Origin of the sequence: Streptomyces neyagawaensis (assembly GCF_023516595.1) — a bacterium.
Taxonomy (GTDB): Bacteria; Actinomycetota; Actinomycetes; order Streptomycetales; family Streptomycetaceae; genus Streptomyces; species Streptomyces neyagawaensis.
In genome coordinates, this window is record NZ_JAMGBG010000052.1 from 31,432 (window position 1) to 47,290 (window position 15,859).

A 15,859-nucleotide genomic window follows, 5' to 3' on the forward strand; every position below is an offset into this window, starting at 1 on the left:
GAGGGTGGTTCGTGCGGAGACGTGGTGCGGGCGGGTCAGGAGTGGAACGGCAGCCCGGCGTCGGCCACCAGCTCCAGGTCGTCGGTGTCGTCGGGGGGCAGCAGGCTGGCCGTGCCGTCGGTGACCGGGACGATCCCCAGGTCGAGCAGTTCGGCCATCGCGGCGCTGCCCGCCATGTCCCGCACCTGGAGCTGGTAGCGGGCGGTCGTGCGGTACGTACCGCCGTTGTCGTCGCCCGTGCGCTGGAGGAACCCGGAGTCGGTGAGGAAGCCCACCGCCTTGCCGACGATGCCGGTGGTGGAACCGGCGAGTCGGCGGGCGTCCTTGGTGGCTCCGGTGGAGCTGCGTCTGGCCCAGATCCGCCAGGCGGCCTCCAGTCCGGGCGCGTCCGTCGCCGGGTCGGTGTTCTCCCCCTGCTCCTCGGCGCGTTCCTCCAGCCGCCGGCAGGCCTGCCGTACGAACGAGTCGACCCCGTTCACCGACACGCGCCCGATGTACCCGTCGTCCGCGAGGTCCTCCGGGCGGGGGAACGCCATCGCGGCGACCGCGAGGTGGGCGAGCCCGTGCAGGAAGCGGTCCACGGAGTCGGCCGAGGTGCGCCGCGCGTAGTCCCCCATGCGGACGGCGAACACGGAGTCCTCGGCGGCCGTCACCGCCATCCCGGCTCTCGGTGACACCTCCAGCACCACCAGTCCGAGCCCGGTGGCGACGGCGTCGGCGAGCCGGGCGAAGGCCGGGTCCTCGCGGTAGCGGCGCAGCAGATCGCCGTACTCCTGGTCGCGGGCGGGCTGGAGCTTGGGCTGGAGCCCGAAGGCGACGAGCCGCGCCGCGTCGGCGGCGTCGGCGGGGGTGACGGCGGCGGCCACCGGAGCGGGGGCGGCCTCCGGCTCACTCCACTCGACGTGCTCGCTCACGGCAGGGACTCCTCGGTCTTGGAACAGGTCTCGAAGTAGCTGTCGCCCCAGGTCTTGGAACCGGGGACGCCGACAGCGGGGGCAGGCGGCAGGCCGCGTTCGGCCGGGAACCGGCCGGGGGCGGGGTCCGGCCGGGGGCCCATGGTCGCTCTCATGCCGCCTCCGAACGGTCCGCCGCCATCCCGGCCGCGTCCAGCAGTGCCGTCCCCACGATGAGGTCGGCCCCGCCGAACTCCGGGTCGTCCAGCTCGGTCCCGTCGTCCACGGCGAAGAGCAGCTTCTCCTCGCCCTGCCGGTAGGCCGTGCCGACCGGGGGGCTGGCCGCGTGCACGGCCAGCAGGGCGACGAGATAGGGCAGTTCGGGGTCGGACCGCCGGGCCTCGGCGAGCAGTCCCGACAGCCGTCGGGGCGCGTCGGCGGGGAGGTCAAGCAGCCGCATCGCCGCGGCCAGCTGCTCCTCGCTGAACCGGCTGTCGTCCGGGGTGGCGATCAGGTCCGGCTCCGGCATCTCCGCACCCAGGTGCTCCCGCTCCACCGGGGGTGTGAACAGGAGGTCGACGAGGTCCCCGAGCCGCGGGGATCCCGGCGTACGCAGCCCCGTCCCACGGGCGAAGAACGCGTCGGTCACCCGCCGGGCCTGCTCCACGGGCAGCGGCAGCAGCGGTGCGAGCAGATGGCCGTACAGGTCGGTCCCCGAGGTCGTCATGGGGGTGGCGAAGGCCTGCCGGTCCTGCTCCGCGCGGAACAGGGGGCCGGCCTCCAGCAGCCGGGACTGCAACTGGGTGTGCCGCCGGATGCAGTCCTTGACGATGTCGACGAGCTCGGCGGCGCGGCGCTTCTGCTCGGGGTCCTCGGACTCGTCGCGGGCCTTGCGGATGTTGGTGAGGATCGCGTTCTCGTGGCGGTAGCGGTCGGCGACGTGGTCGAGCGCCTCGGCGATCATGTCGGGGACGGCCTGGAGCCAGTCGACCGCGCGGACGTTGCGCCGGGTGGCGTCCAGGGCCCTGCGGAGCGTCTCCGAGTACTGCACGGTCCGGTAGCGCGCCTGTTCGGCGGCGAGCTGGGCGTCGGCGAGCCGGCCCCGGCTGATGAGGACCTCCAGCTTGACCTCGGCGGCGATCTGCGCGCTGGTGACGTCGGTGTCGAGGGCGCCCACGAGGACGTTGACGGCCTCGTCGGTCGTGCGGAGGTAGACACCGCCGCCGTAGCCGGGGACCTCCTCGATCAGCTTGAAGTCGTAGTCGCGGCGCACATAGGTGCCGTCGGAGGCGAAGGTGCCGTAGACGGCGCGGAACCCGCGGTCGACGCTGCCAACGTTGATCAGGTTCTCCAGGACCCAGCGGGCGACGCGCTCGTGCTCCTCGACGGGGCGCCGCGGGGCCTGGGCGGCGATACGGGGGATGAGCCGGGCGACGATCTGGTCGTGGTCGGCGCCGGTGTCGAAGTCCATGTTGAGCGTGACCAGGTCGATGGCGGCGAGGGCGACCTCCGCCATGCCGTACACCGAGTACTCACCCGCGAGGTTGGCCTTGCGCGCGTCGAGGTCGTGCAGCGGCGCGGTGCAGGCGAGCGCGCGCAGCCGCCGCGCCAGGCCCTCGTCGGCGGCCGGGCCCGGCGCCGGGCGCGGCCCCGCGCTGAGCTGGGGCGGAACGCTGTCCGTCGATACGGGTGAAGTCACGGTGCACAGATTAGGTCCTGGGTCTGACACCGACCCAAATCGCTGCGCCGGGCGGGGCCGGAACGCACTCAGGACACGTCGGCCACCCGGCGGCCGTAGACCTCGACCAGGCCCCGCAGCGAGTCGTCGAGGTACTCGGCCAGCATCTCCTCGGCCCGGTCGCGTTCGCCCCGCTGGAGCGTCCCGAGGATCAGCTGGTTCCGTGCCAGGTACGGCTCGTAGAGCTTGCGCGGGTTGTCCACCACGTGGAACGCGAGGCGCAGTTCGGCGAAGACGCTGCGCATGAGTTCGTCGGTGCGGGCGCTGCCCGCGAGGGCGACCAGCTCGCGGTGGAAGTGGATGTTGGCGGTGGAGACGCCCTTCCAGTCGCCCTCCCGCGCCTGCCGCTGACCGTCGGCGACCGCCTCGGCGAGCCCGTCGAGGCCGTACGGCGGCTCGCCGAGCCCCCGGACGACGGCGCACTCCACGAGCCGGCGGGTGCGGTAGATGTCCTCGACGTCCTGGACGGTGAGGACCCGTACGAAGACCCCGCGGTTGAGCTCGTGCACGAGGAGCCGTTCATGGGTGAGCAGGCGGAACGCCTCCCGGAGGGTGTTGCGGGAGACCCCGAGGGCGCCGCCGATGCTGTCCTCGGACAGGCGGGTGCCCGGCGGGAAGAAGCCTTCGGCGATGCGACTCCGGAGGATGTCCGAAACCCGCTCGGCGGTGCTGGTGCGGCCCAGCAGGGCCCGGTCGTCGGCGAGTCCCGTCAGTTCGGCGGCCATGCGCCGAATTCAACCGCAGTCATCAGAACGAGACAACATGGGTATTGAAGGATCGTTCAACGATCCTCTACCTTGCTGGAAAGGCGCCCCGAATCACGCCACGGTTCGCCCCACCCGACGCGACACCCGACACGGCACCACGGCACCACGGCACGGCACGACGGCACGGCTCACCCCTCACGCACCCTCCGTCCCTCATTGCGAGGTGCTCATGAGCTCGAACCCTCCCTCCACTCCGATCCCCACGACCACATCTCAGCCCCCGGCGGGCGCACCGACCGCTGACGACGGCGCGTTCGGCTGGCTGCGCGCCCTCGGTCCGCGCGGCCGCCGCGCCTTCGGCGGCGCGTTCGGCGGCTACGCCCTCGACTCGTACGACTACTTCACGCTGCCGCTGAGCATGGTCGCGCTCGCGGCCTACTTCGGGCTGGACAGCGGCCAGACCGGCCTGTTCACCACGGTCACGCTGGTCGTCTCGGCGATCGGCGGCGCCGCCGCGGGTGTGCTCGCGGACCGGATCGGCCGGGTGAAGGCCCTGATGATCACCGTGATCACCTACGCGGTCTTCACCGTGGCCTGCGGCTTCGCGCCCAACTACGAGACCCTGCTGGTCTTCCGGGCCCTCCAGGGCCTCGGCTTCGGCGGCGAGTGGGCGGTCGGCGCGATCCTGGTCGCCGAGTACGCGAGCGCCAAGCACCGGGGGCGCACGCTCGGCGCGATCCAGAGCTCCTGGGCCGTCGGCTGGGGACTCGCCGTGATCGTCTACACGGTGGTCTTCTCCGTCTTCGGCGACGACCTCGCCTGGCGCGTGATGTTCTGGACGGGAGCCCTGCCCGCGCTCCTCGTCGTCTGGGTGCGCCGCTCGGTCGAGGACGCCCCGGAGGCGGCCGCCGCGCGGGAACGGAGCGCCGAGAAGGGCTCGTTCGCCGCGATCTTCCGGCCCGGCACCGCGGCCTCTCCCGGCCTGCTGCGCACGACGCTGTTCGCCGTGCTGCTGTCCACGGGCGTCCAGGGCGGCTACTACACACTGGCGACCTGGGTGCCGACGTATCTGAAGACCGAACGCGACCTGTCCGTCGTCGGCACCGGCGGCTATCTCACGTTCCTGATCTCCGGAGCCTTCATCGGCTACCTCACCGGCGGGTACCTCACCGACCGGCTGGGCCGCAGGCGGAACATCTGGCTGTTCGCGGTGCTGTCGGCGCTGTGCATCCTGGCGTACGCGAACATACCGAGCGGCGCCAACGGCCTTCTCCTGGTGCTCGGTTTCCCGCTCGGGTTCTGCATGTCGGCGATCTTCAGCGGCTTCGGGTCGTACCTGAGCGAGCTGTACCCGGCGGCCGTGCGCGGCACCGGGCAGGGCTTCACGTACAACACCGGGCGCGCCGTGGGCGCCGTGTTCCCGACGACGGTCGGTTTCCTGGCGGACAGCTGGGGGGTGGGCGGCGCGCTGGTCTTCGGAGCGATCGGCTACGCCCTGGCGGCCGTCGCTCTCCTCGGTCTGCCGGAGACGCGCGGGAAGGAGCTGGTATGAACCCCGCGACCGCGCAGGACCTCCCGCTGTCCGACGCAGACCCGACGCGGGACGGCGCTTCCTCCCTCGCCCCCGACGACCGCCCCGTGACCCTGGTCGAGCCGCACGCGCACGCGTGGAGCCCCGGTGAGGCCCGCGCCCGGTTCCGCGCCGGGCTGTCCGGGCCCACCGCAGGGGTCGCCGCCGGGCACACCCAGGCGAACCTGATCTCGGTGCCCGCCGACTGGGCGTACGACATGCTGCTGTTCTGCCAGCGCAATCCGAAGCCCTGTCCGGTGCTCGACGTGACGGACGCGGGAGCCTGGACCACCCCGCTCGCCGAGGGCGCCGACCTGCGCACCGACCTCCCCCGCTACCGGGTGTGGGAGCACGGCGACCTGGTGGGCGAACCGACGGACGTGGTCGACGTCTGGCGGGACGACCTGGTGTCGTTCCTCATCGGGTGCAGCTTCACCTTCGAGTGGGCCCTCACCGAGGCCGGCGTCCCGATGCGCCACATCGAGCAGGGCCGCAACGTCCCCATGTATGTCACCGGCCGCCAGTGCAGGCCCGCGGGCCGGCTGCACGGGCCGATGGTGGTGTCGATGCGCCCGGTGCCGCCCGAGCACCTCGCCGCCGCGATCCGGGAGAGCGGTCTGCTCCCGGCGGTGCACGGCGGGCCGGTGCACTGCGGGGAGGCGGCCGGCCTCGGCATCGCCGACCTGTCCCGTCCGGACTTCGGCGAGGCCGTGACCGCCGAGCCGGACGACATCCCGGTGTTCTGGGCCTGCGGGGTCACCCCGCAGGCCGCCGTGATGGCGTCGCGCCCACCGTTCGCGATCACCCACGCGCCGGGGCGGATGTTTTTGACGGACGCCCGCGACGAGCAGTACCGCGTGGCCTAGCAGGCACCGCTGAAAGAGGAGAATGGGAACCATGACGTCGATCGACCTGAACGCCGACCTCGGCGAGGGTTTCGGCCGCTGGCAGCTGACCGACGACGAGGAACTGCTCTCCGTCGTCACCAGCGCCAACGTGGCCTGCGGCTTCCATGCCGGGGACGCGGTCACCATGCGCCGGGTCTGCGAGCTGGCGGCGGAGCGCGGGGTGCGGATCGGCGCCCAGGTCTCGTACCACGACCTCGCGGGCTTCGGGCGGCGCGCGATGGACGTGCCGGCCGCCGAGCTGGCGGCCGAGGTGGCCTACCAGGTCGGCGCCCTGGAGGTCTTCGCACGCGCGGCGGGCACACGCGTGTCGTACGTGAAGCCGCACGGCGCGCTCTACAACCGCGTCGTGCACGACGCCGAGCAGGCGGCGGCGGTCGTCGACGGGGTGGTTCTCGCCGACTCCACGCTGCCGGTGCTCGGCCTGCCCGGATCGCACCTGCTCAAGGTGGCGGAGCAGGCCGGACTGCCCGTGGTCACGGAGGCGTTCGCCGACCGCGCGTACACCGAGCGCGGCACCCTGGTACCGCGGAGCCAGGACGGCGCGGTGATCACGGACGCGGCCACGGTCATCGAGCGGTCGGTGACCCTGGCCCGCTCCGGCACGGTCGTCTCCCACTCCGGCGAGCACGTCACCGTGCGCGCCCGCTCCCTGTGCCTGCACGGCGACACACCGGGCGCGGTGGAGCTGGCGCGGCGGGTGCGTACCGAGCTGACCGCGTCGGGGATCCGTGTGGAGGCGTTCGTATGAGGGCCATGCCGGTCGGTGCTCGCGCGCTGCTGATCGAGCTGGACTCGGGCGCAGAGGCCGAGGCGCTGCACGCCGAGCTGCTGCGCCGCTGCGCCGCGGGTGACCTCGCGGTCACCGAGATCGTCCCCGCGGCCCGTACGGTCCTCCTGGACGGCCTGGAGGCCCCCGCGCGCGTCGCCGAACGCCTCGCCTCCTGGGAGGTGCCGTCGGCCCCGGCCCGCGCAGAGGAGGTCATCGAGATCCCCGTCCGGTACGACGGGCCCGATCTGCCGGACGTCGCCGCCCACTGGGGTGTGGACGAGGCCGAGGTGGTCAGTATCCACGCGGCGGCCGAGTTCCGCGTCGCCTTCTGCGGTTTCGCGCCCGGCTTCGGCTACCTGACGGGCCTGCCCCGTGAGGTGCCGCGCCGGGCGACCCCACGTACCGCCGTCCCGCCGGGCTCCGTCGCCCTGGCCGGTCCGTACACGGGCGTCTATCCACGCTCGTCCCCCGGCGGATGGCAACTGATCGGCACGACCGACACCGTCCTGTGGGACCCCTCGCGCGTGCCGGCCGCTCTGCTGACGCCGGGTGTCCGGGTCCGCTTCAGGCCGGCGGCGACCCCATGAGCGACCGTGCCCTCGCCGTCGTCCGGGCCGGTGCCCTGACCACCGTCCAGGACCGGGGGCGGCCCGGCCACGCGCACCTCGGCGTCCCCCGCTCGGGGGCACTGGACGCGCCCGCCGCCGCCCTGGTCAACCGTCTGGTGGGCAACGCCCCGGAGGCGGCCGTCCTGGAGACCACCGTCAACGGCTGCTCCGTACGGCCCCGCGCGACGGTCACCGTCGCCGTCGGGGGCGCGCCCTGCCCGGTCACGGTGGACGGCCGCCCGGCGGCCTGGGGAGCGCCCGTACGGGTTCCCGGTGGCGCGCTGCTGGACATCGGGGCGGCACACGCGGGGGTACGCAGTTATCTCGCCGTCTCCGGCGGCGTGACCGTCGAGCCGGTCCTCGGCAGCCGTTCCACGGACCTGCTGTCCGGTCTGGGTCCTCCCCCGTTGACGGACGGCACGGTGCTCCCTCTGGGACGCCCGAGCGGGCCCCACGCGTGCGTGGACGCCGTTCCGCATCCGGCGCCGCCCTCGGAGCTGGTCCTGCGGGTCGCGCTGGGCCCCCGCCACGACTGGTTCACGGATGCGGCGCTCACCACCCTGGCCGCCCGTCCCTACGCCGTGTCGTCGGCGAGCAATCGCATCGGGCTGCGCACGGAGGGCCCCGCGCTGGAACGGGCGCGGCCGGGTGAGCTGCCCAGCGAGGGCATGGTGCTGGGAGCGGTCCAGGTGCCGCCGGACGGTCGCCCGGTCGTCTTCCTCGCCGACCATCCGACCACCGGCGGCTATCCGGTGATCGCGGTCGTCGACCCGGCGGACCTGGCGGCCGCGGCACAGGCCACACCGGGCACACCGGTGCGGTTCATCGCCGTACGACACCGCCGCTGACCGACCGCGCGACGCCGCCTCCTCCCCTCTCCGCGGTGCTCCCTTTGTCGGCGCTCCCTGGTGCCGGTCCCCCGTCGGCCGTCGCCTCACGCCACCTCCGGCCGCTGCTCGGACCCCGTCAGCGCCGCGAGGGCCGAGGCCACCGCGTGGGACGCGGTCAGGTCGAGGCGGGCGCTGGTGCCGCGTGCCTTGTGGCGTACCTCGGCGGCGGCGAGGGTGAGGAGCTGCGGCAGCAGGTCGGTGCACCGCCGGGCCACCCACCCCGTGCCCGCCGTGGCCAGCCACCACAGACCGGCGGCGCGGGTCGGCGCGGGGGAATCGGGTTCCGGTGAGGGCGCGGGGCCCGTCGCGAGCCCGGCCTGGCTGAGCAGCGCGTGGAAGCGGACGGCGAGCTGCCGGTGTCCGCGCTCGCCGGGGTGGAGCCGGTCCGCGCTCCACATCGCGCGGTCCGTCAGCCAGGCGCCCTCGCAGGCGTGCAGATGGACCGCTCCGTGGCGCTCGGACAGGGCGTGCACGACGGTGTTGACGGCCCGTTGCCGCCGGGCGAGCGGCCGGGCGAGGGCTCCGGGCAGGCCGAGCATCGCGCCGGGGTCGGGCAGGCACGCGGTGAGCAGTTCGGCACCCTGGTCCCGCAAGGCCCCGTACACCTCGTCCAGGCGGGCGGCCACGGCGTGGATGTCGAAGGTGCAGCGCAGGGTGTCGTTGACGCCGATGACGACCGAGGCGATGTCCGGGCGCGGCGTGAGCGCGGCGGACAGTTGGCGTTCCAGGACGTCGCACGTCTGGGAGCCGCTGACGGCGAGGTTGGTGAACTCCACCTCGGGGGCCAGTCCGTCGGCGAGCAGCGCGGCCCAGCCCCGCCAGGCGTCCGCCACGGGGTCCCCGACGCCTTCGGTGAGGGAGTCGCCGAGGGCCACGAAGCGCAGGGGTCTCATCCGACGCCCTCCCATGCCGGGCGTCCGGCGTGCGCGTCGTGGGCGGCGAGGAAGGCGTCCACGGCGGTCTGCCAGCCGAAGCACTCCGCACGCGCGCGTGCCGCGTCCCGGCGTTCCCGCTCGGGTCGGTCCAGGAGCGACTCGACGGCGTCCGCGAAGGAGGTGCCGCTGTCCGCCGCCGTGGCCCCGGCCGACCCGACGACCTCGGGCAGCGCCGAGGAGGAACTGGCCACAACCGGCGTGCCGCAGGCCATCGCCTCCAGTGCGGCCAGCCCGAACGTCTCGGCGGGCCCGGGCGCCAGGCACACGTCGGCGGAGGCCTGGAGGGCGCCGAGCAGGTGGCGGTCGGCGACATGGCCGAGGAAGGTCACGGGCAGCCCGCGGGCCCGCTGTTCGAGCCGGGCCCGCAGCGGTCCGTCCCCGGCGACCACCAGCACCGCGCGCCGTCCGCGCTTGAGCAGCGCCTCCAGCGCGTCGAGCGCCGCGCCGGGACGTTTCTCCACCGAGAGCCGGGAGCACATCACCAGCAGCACGTCGTCCACGCGCGCGTGACGCTCACGCAGCCCCGGATCCCGGAGCCCGGGGTGCCGTCCCACAAGGTCGACGCCCAACGGGGCGCGGACGACGTTCCGGGCGCCGATCCGTACGAACTCCCGCTCGGCGAACTCGGTGGTGCACACCACGCGCGCGTAGGTGTGGGCGGTACGGGCGTTGAGGGCGTCGGCGGCCCGCCGCGCCATCGCCTCGGAGAGCCCCCAGGTCCGCAGCACCCCGTCGGCGGTCTCGTGGGAGACCATCACCGCGGGCACCCGGGCCCGTCGCGCCCACGCACCGGTCCAGCGCAGGGTGGTGCGGTCGGAGACCTCCAGCCGGTCGGGGTGGAGGGACTCCAGGAGGGACGCGACCCGCCGCTTGTCCATGAGGACGCGGTAGCCGCCGGTGCCGGGCAGCAGGGGCCCGGGGAGGGTGATGACGCGGCCCTGTTCGGTCTCGCGGTCGGTGTACCGCTCGCCGGGCACGACGAGCACCGGGTGGTGACCCGCCGCCTGGTAACCGCGGCCCAGTTCCCGCAGGGCGGTGCGCAGTCCGCCCGAGGCGGGTGCGACGAAGTTGGCGAGCCGCACGATCCGCAGGCCCGAGCGGGCGGCGTCGTTCCGTGCGGCCCCGGAGGAAGCCCCGTTCACGCCGCCACCGCCGTCCGCGCCGCGAGCACATCGGCGTAGTGTCCGATGAGCTGGTCGCCGACGGCCGCCCAGGTGCGCCCCTCGACCATGGCCCGCCCGGCAGCCCCGTAGGCCGCCCGTAGCACCGGATCGTCGGCCAGCGACGACACGGCGTCCCGTACGGCCGCGGCGTCGCGCGGCGGCACCAGCAGCCCCGTACGCCCGTGCGCCACGAGGTCCAGCGGTCCGCCGGCGGCGGGGGCGACCACGGGCACGCCGCTGGCCATGGCCTCCTGCACGGTCTGGCAGAAGGTCTCGAAGGGGCCTGTGTGGGCGAAGACGTCCAGGGAGGCGAAGATCCGGGCGAGGTCGTCGCCGGTGCGGCGGCCGAGGAAGACGGCGCCGGGCAGGGCCTCGCGCAGCCCCGGTTCGCTGGGGCCGTCGCCCACGACGACGACGCGTACGCCGTCCAGGCCGCACACCCCGGCCAGCAGTTCGACCTGCTTCTCGGGGGCGAGGCGGCCGACGTAGCCGACGATCAGCTCGCCGTTCGGCGCCAGTTCGCGGCGCAGCGCCTCGTCGCGCAGGGCGGGCCGGAAGCGGACGGTGTCCACGCCGCGCTGCCACAGCTTCACCCGGGGCACCCCGTGTGCCTCCAGGTCACGCAGGGCGACGCCGGACGGGGCGAGGGTGAGGTCGGCGGCGGCGTGGACGGAGCGGATGCGCCGCCAGGCGGCCGCCTCGCCGGCGTGCACATAGGTGCGGGCGTAGCCGGCGAGGTCGGTCTGGTAGATGGCGACGGCGGGGACCCCGAGGCGCGCGGCGGCGGCCATGCCCCGCACGCCGAGGACGAAGGGGCTGGCCAGGTGGACGATGTCGGCCCTGTGTTCGACGATCGCCCCGGCCACCCGGCGGCTGGGCAGGGCGACGCGGACCTGGGGGTAGCCCGGGAGCGGGAGGGAGGGGACACGGACGACGGGGCACGGCGCCTGGAGGTCGGCGCCCACCGCCGCGCCCGCGGCGGTGGCCGGCGCCACGACGAGCGGTGAGTGACCGCGCGCGACGAGGTGCCGCGCGGTCTGCAGGGCGCAGTGGGCCACGCCGTTCACATCGGGGGGAAAGGACTCGGTCACGATGACGACACGCATACCGGTGTTGTCGTCGTACCGGACGTGGCCGCGTCAACGTGGATCTTTCCGGACGAGGAACGTCCCATGAGCGTTGCGCTGCACACATGTCCAGGTCAGACCGTGTCCATGCCCTCCTGACCTCCGGGTCACGGGGTGTTCACATTGCGGGCATGTCAGGACCGATTCGGCTGCGTACGGCTGTCTGGACCTCGGCCTCCTCGGCCGGGTCGGCGGCCAGTCGGCGGAGCTGGTCGACGACACGTGTGTCACCCGTCTCGGCGTGCCGGGCGGCGATCTCGCGGGTGGTCTCCTCGCAGTCCCAGAGGCACTCGACGGCGAAGCCGGCCGGGAAGGAGGGGTCGGTGGCGGCGAGTGCGCGGGCGGCGCGGCCACGTAGGTGGGAGGAGGCGGTCTCCCGGTAGATGTGGCGCAGCACGGGTGCCGCGCAGACGATGCCGAGACGTCCGGTGCCGTCGACGAGGGTCCACAGGGTGGGCGCGTCGGGGCCCTCGCCGCGTACGGCCTCGCGCAGGGCGCCCAGCACCAGGTCGCTGTCCTGTGCGCCGCCCCGGCAGGCGAGCATGCGCCCGGCGGCCGCGCCCAGGGCGTCGGGCCGGTGCACCCAGCCGCGCGCCCGGTCGACGGCGGCCACGCTGCGCATCCGTTCGAAGGCGGCGACGGCAGCCTCCACGACCATCGTGGTGCCGTCGGCCACCGCGCCCTCGATGAGATCGAGGGCGTCGGGATCGTTGCCGTCGGCGAGATAGCGCAGGGCGGTACAGCGGGCGGCGTCGTCGCCGGACCGGGCGGCCTCGATGATCTCCGGCCGGTCCTCGGGTCCGGCGACGGCCGTGAGGCAGCGCGCGGCCGGCACATGGAGGACGGCTCCGCGTTCGATGCCTTGTCGGGCCCATTCGAAGACGGCGCTGACGCTCCAGCCGGGCCGGGGTCCGCTGGGCCGCATCTGCCGCTGCCAGCGGTCGAAGGAGCCGGTCTCCTGGGCGGCACGCACGCGTGTGGCGACCGCTTCGCGGGGGTCGTCGGCCCACAGCCGCCAGGGCCGGGGTTCGAAGGCGTCCCGGACGGTGGCGGCGAGTTCGGCCTCGCCCTCCGGGTCGGTGGTGAAGCGGGCGAGGACGGGTTCGGCGAGGGCGCGCAGCCCTTCGTCGTCGTCCCTGAGGGCCAGTTCGTCCAGGGCCCACGCCCAGTTGGTGCCCGTGGCGGCGTACCTGCGCAGCAGGTCGAGCGCGTCCCGCCTGCCGTACGAGGCGAGGTGCCCGAGGACCGCGAGGGCGAGTCCGGTGCGTGACTCCTCGGTGTCCAGCACGTCCTCGGCGTCGAAGAGGTGCCGCTCGATCTCGTCGAGTTCGCCGTGCAGGTCGAGGTAGAGCCGGGCGTAGTAGAGGGAGCGGTTCTCCACCTGCCAGTCGTGGCGGGGGTCGCTCAGTACACAGGTGTTCAGTGCCGCGAGCGCCTCGGCCCGCGGGGCGGTGAGCGCGTGCAGCGTGCCGTCGCCACGGCCCCGCTGCAGCAGGCCGAGCAGCGTACCGCTGGGCGCTATGAACGGTTCGAACATGGGAAACAGCCTCACATCAAGCGTCGACGCAACCGGGATCTTGCTCTACCTGGCCGCGTGACAACACGTCGGGGCGCCCGCCGTTTCCTGCTTGCTGTAGACCATCTTCCTCTGCCTCTCGTCAGTGGCCCATGCGGACCGCATCACGGCCCACGTGGTGCGGCAACACCTGCCCAGCCATCGCGTCCGTGAATCACGACGTCATGATGACCCGGCGGTTCTTCCTGCCGCGACCGATATTTCCGGCGGCCCTGTACCGCCTCCCCCGTCTTTCGTTTTTTACCTGGTCAGAACATGTGGATCAGTGTGCGCCGAACAGCTCCAGCAGCTCGGTCCTGCCGAACATCCGCGCCGTGTCGACGGCGTTCGGCGTGCCCTCCAGCGGGTCGGCGCCGCCCTCCAGGAGAACCCGGATGACACCCGCCTCCCCCTTGAAGACCGCCCCCGCGAGGGGGGTCTGCCCCCGGTCGTTGACGCGGCCCGCCTCGGCGCCACGGGCCAGCAACTCCCGTACCGCGTCGGCGTGTCCGTGGTAGGCGGCCAGCATCACGAGCGAGTCACCGCGGTCATTGGTGAGTTCGGCCGGGACGCCGGCGTCGACGTACGCCACGAGCGCCTCCGTCTCGCCCCGCCGGGCCAGATCGAAGACCTTGGTCGCCAGCTCCACGACCTCCGGGTCGGGGGCTTCGCTCATCGCCGGGTCCACCTCTCACTTCGCGTTGCCGCCACGAGCACGTGTGCTTCTGGAGCGTACGACGACAGCGCCGCCGTACGGGTGAATCGCCAGAGTACTGGCTTCTCACGCACATGAGCGGTCGTGGCCGAGGCAAAGATCACACCGAGTCGCGCGTGGCGCAACAGCCCAGCTCGGACGGCCGAACGTCCGCTCATCCACCCAAGTGAATACGCCGGAATTTCCCTCATTTGCACCTTTAATCGTATGGATACATGCTGTGACCTTGGAAGAACTCATGGTGACTGTCCCCATCTACCAGGAGAACGCACATGATCCTGAACATCTCCGGCGTCGTTCTGCTCGGCGTCATCGTCTTCCTCTTCTTCCGCAAGGACGGCCTCAAGGCCTCGCACGCCATCGTCGTGACGCTCTTCGGCTTCTACCTGGCCAGTACGGGTATCGCCCCGAGCATCACGGCGGGCGGCGAGAGCCTCGCGAGCCTCCTCGGCGGGATCAAGTTCTGACCCCGTCCCCATCCGTACGGACCTCCAGGAGACAGCCGTGGCCCGGGTCACCCTCCCCCGCATTCTGAGCAACGGCAGCGCGCATCTCGCCAAGAGCCGGGAGCTGGCCCGGACGGCGGCCTCCAGCGCCACCGACGTCCTCCATCCGCTGATCACGATCACCCGTGGACTGCGCCGACTGGCCGCGGCCGGCCGGCGCAGATGGGTGGAGACACCGACGGACCGGCGCAGCTCACTGCTGTTCCTGGCCGCCTCGGTGGTCCTGGTGGTGACCCTGGTCCCGTACGGAGCGCTGCTCGCCGTCATCGCCCTGATGGCGGCGGCAGCCTGGGCGGGCCGCGACGGCGCGAACCCCGAACCCACCGGCCCCGACGAGTCCCAGACCCAGCGTCTGCGCTCCCTCTACGAGGCCCTGGTCCCCTGTTTCTCGGCCGCCGAGGACCCCGAGCCGCTGTATTCGCACGGCGGTGCCTGGGACAAGGCCTTCCCCACCTACGCGTTCGACGGCACCGGGCGGATCAGCCATCTACTGATCCACTATCCGGCGTACTTCGCCGACGGCGAGCCCGAGTCCCGGGCGCGTGTCGAGCACCTGCTGCACGCCAAGGCAGGCCGCGGCCGCGAGTACCGCTTCGACTGGGACGAGGAGGGCAACACCCTGTCCGTCAGCGTCCTGCCCCCACTCGCCACCGACATCGCCGCCCAGCGCTTCGTGACGGCTCCGGGCGAGACGGTCCTCGGCTTCACCGACCCGGCCCAGGTGCAGCGCACGCTTCCCCTCTCCTTCGGGGAGGAGCGGCGCGACGTACCGCCGGTCGTCTGGCGCACCGGCGCCCGCTCCACCGAACCCCATCTCCTGGCCGTGGGCGAACCGGGCAGCGGTACGACGACGCTGCTGCGCTCCATCGCCCTCCAGGCGCTGCAACACGGCGACGTCGTCATCGTCGACGGCGCCGGCAGCGGCGACCACGCGTGCCTGACCGGCCGGGACGGCGTCCTCGCCGTGGAGAGCGGGCTCTCCGGGGCGCTGGCGAGCCTGGAGTGGGCGTCCCAGGAGACGGAACGCCGGCTGATCGCCACGAACCGCGCCCGTCAGGCGGGGCATCCGGCCCCGGACGACACCAAGCGGCCCCTGTGGCTGCTGCTCGACCGCCCGACCGTACTGGCGCATCTGGCGGCGGCCGACGGCGGACGCGACCCGCAGTCCCTCCTCCAGGTCCCCCTGCGCCATGGCCGGGCCGCGAACGTCACGGTCGTCGTGGCCGAGCAGTTCGACCACCTGGACGCCCTCGGCGAGGCGGTGCTGCGTCACACCCGCGCGCGCGTGGTCCTCGGCCCCGCCACCGCCGAGCAACTTCAGTCCGTCCTGGGGGCACCACCCCCCACGACCCCGACCCCCGACGTCCCCGCGGGCCGCGGCTACGCACGCCTGGGCACCGCCCCCGTCCTGCGCCTCCAGGTCCCCGCCACCCCGGACCCCCACGACCCGGACTCGCCCGAACCCCACCGCGAGTCGGTCCTCGCCCTCCTCCCACCCCACACGACCCCGGCCGACGACCTGGAGAAACTCGCGGCAGCCGACAACTGACCCACCGCACGGACCGCGCCAGGCACGGGCCGGCTGCCCAGCTGCGGACGATCGCGCCGCTGCCACGGCAGAGGCACCCTCGCTGCCGATCCCCAGCCGCCGACCGCCACACCCGCCGTGACGAGCCGCCGACCGCCGTGCCCGCCGTACCCAGCTGCGGGGCCGCCCCGCCCGCCACACCCAGCCACCGACCCCCATGCCCGCCATACCCAGCTGCGGGCCGCCA

General features: G+C 73.5%; 16 protein-coding genes. 7 read left to right on the top strand and 9 right to left on the bottom strand.

Annotation, left to right across the window (positions count from 1 at the left end; translation table 11 throughout):
* Positions 1-35: 35 nt before the first annotated feature.
* The 4 genes from M8J73_RS22935 to M8J73_RS22950 all read right to left on the bottom strand — a co-directional run bounded on the left by M8J73_RS22935 (position 36) and on the right by M8J73_RS22950 (position 3,356).
* The gene (locus M8J73_RS22935) at positions 36-914 is read right to left on the bottom strand and encodes a hypothetical protein (RefSeq protein ID WP_055540884.1); all 879 of its coding nucleotides are present in this window, start codon (positions 912-914) and stop codon (positions 36-38) included.
* Complete coding sequence (locus tag M8J73_RS22940) at positions 911-1,069, bottom strand: hypothetical protein (RefSeq protein WP_157873246.1); 159 nt, start codon at positions 1,067-1,069, stop codon at positions 911-913. The genes M8J73_RS22935 and M8J73_RS22940 overlap by 4 nt, the downstream gene beginning before the upstream one ends.
* Positions 1,066-2,592: a hypothetical protein gene (locus M8J73_RS22945; RefSeq protein ID WP_055540885.1), complete on the bottom strand. Its 1,527-nt coding sequence runs from the start codon at positions 2,590-2,592 to the stop codon at positions 1,066-1,068. Before M8J73_RS22945 ends, M8J73_RS22940 begins: the two co-directional genes overlap by 4 nt.
* 68 nt (positions 2,593-2,660) lie before the next feature.
* On the bottom strand, positions 2,661-3,356 hold the full coding sequence (locus M8J73_RS22950; RefSeq protein WP_055540886.1) for a GntR family transcriptional regulator: 696 nt from the start codon (positions 3,354-3,356) through the stop codon (positions 2,661-2,663).
* A 211-nt stretch (positions 3,357-3,567) separates the two neighbouring features.
* Here M8J73_RS22950 and M8J73_RS22955 point away from each other — a divergent pair, with 211 nt between their 5' ends.
* From M8J73_RS22955 to M8J73_RS22975, 5 genes are read left to right on the top strand one after another with little or no spacing between them, the layout of a single operon-like run.
* Positions 3,568-4,890 carry an MFS transporter gene (locus M8J73_RS22955; RefSeq protein WP_055540887.1) on the top strand — a complete coding sequence of 441 codons (1,323 nt, stop codon included), beginning with the start codon at positions 3,568-3,570 and terminating at the stop codon, positions 4,888-4,890.
* On the top strand, positions 4,887-5,774 hold the full coding sequence (locus M8J73_RS22960) for a putative hydro-lyase (RefSeq protein WP_079055059.1): 888 nt from the start codon (positions 4,887-4,889) through the stop codon (positions 5,772-5,774). Before M8J73_RS22955 ends, M8J73_RS22960 begins: the two co-directional genes overlap by 4 nt.
* Positions 5,775-5,805: 31 nt before the next feature.
* On the top strand, positions 5,806-6,564 hold the full coding sequence (locus M8J73_RS22965) for a LamB/YcsF family protein (protein WP_055540888.1): 759 nt from the start codon (positions 5,806-5,808) through the stop codon (positions 6,562-6,564).
* The gene (locus M8J73_RS22970) at positions 6,561-7,172 is read left to right on the top strand and encodes a 5-oxoprolinase subunit B family protein (RefSeq protein WP_055540889.1); all 612 of its coding nucleotides are present in this window, start codon (positions 6,561-6,563) and stop codon (positions 7,170-7,172) included. Before M8J73_RS22965 ends, M8J73_RS22970 begins: the two co-directional genes overlap by 4 nt.
* Entirely contained in the window at positions 7,169-8,041 is an 873-nt protein-coding gene (locus M8J73_RS22975; RefSeq protein ID WP_055540890.1) for a 5-oxoprolinase subunit C family protein, read from the top strand. The genes M8J73_RS22970 and M8J73_RS22975 overlap by 4 nt, the downstream gene beginning before the upstream one ends.
* An 86-nt stretch (positions 8,042-8,127) precedes the next feature.
* Here the strand turns inward: M8J73_RS22975 and M8J73_RS22980 are convergent, their stop codons facing one another.
* From M8J73_RS22980 to M8J73_RS23000, 5 genes are all read right to left on the bottom strand, one after another.
* On the bottom strand, positions 8,128-8,976 hold the full coding sequence (locus M8J73_RS22980) for an SGNH/GDSL hydrolase family protein (protein ID WP_055540891.1): 849 nt from the start codon (positions 8,974-8,976) through the stop codon (positions 8,128-8,130).
* The gene (locus tag M8J73_RS22985) at positions 8,973-10,160 is read right to left on the bottom strand and encodes a glycosyltransferase (protein WP_055540892.1); all 1,188 of its coding nucleotides are present in this window, start codon (positions 10,158-10,160) and stop codon (positions 8,973-8,975) included. Before M8J73_RS22985 ends, M8J73_RS22980 begins: the two co-directional genes overlap by 4 nt.
* Positions 10,157-11,287, bottom strand: coding sequence for a glycosyltransferase family 4 protein (locus M8J73_RS22990; RefSeq protein ID WP_249829003.1), 1,131 nt, complete (start codon positions 11,285-11,287; stop codon positions 10,157-10,159). The genes M8J73_RS22985 and M8J73_RS22990 overlap by 4 nt, the downstream gene beginning before the upstream one ends.
* Positions 11,288-11,426: 139 nt before the next feature.
* Entirely contained in the window at positions 11,427-12,845 is a 1,419-nt protein-coding gene (locus tag M8J73_RS22995) for a HEAT repeat domain-containing protein (protein WP_055540731.1), read from the bottom strand.
* A gap of 301 nt (positions 12,846-13,146) precedes the next feature.
* The gene (locus tag M8J73_RS23000) at positions 13,147-13,539 is read right to left on the bottom strand and encodes an ankyrin repeat domain-containing protein (protein ID WP_055519899.1); all 393 of its coding nucleotides are present in this window, start codon (positions 13,537-13,539) and stop codon (positions 13,147-13,149) included.
* 311 nt (positions 13,540-13,850) lie between these two features.
* Here M8J73_RS23000 and M8J73_RS23005 point away from each other — a divergent pair, with 311 nt between their 5' ends.
* Together M8J73_RS23005 and M8J73_RS23010 are read left to right on the top strand one after the other, a co-directional pair.
* Entirely contained in the window at positions 13,851-14,045 is a 195-nt protein-coding gene (locus tag M8J73_RS23005; RefSeq protein ID WP_055540730.1) for a hypothetical protein, read from the top strand.
* 37 nt (positions 14,046-14,082) lie between these two features.
* On the top strand, positions 14,083-15,633 hold the full coding sequence (locus M8J73_RS23010; RefSeq protein WP_249829004.1) for an ATP-binding protein: 1,551 nt from the start codon (positions 14,083-14,085) through the stop codon (positions 15,631-15,633).
* The last annotated feature ends 226 nt before the right edge of the window (positions 15,634-15,859 follow it).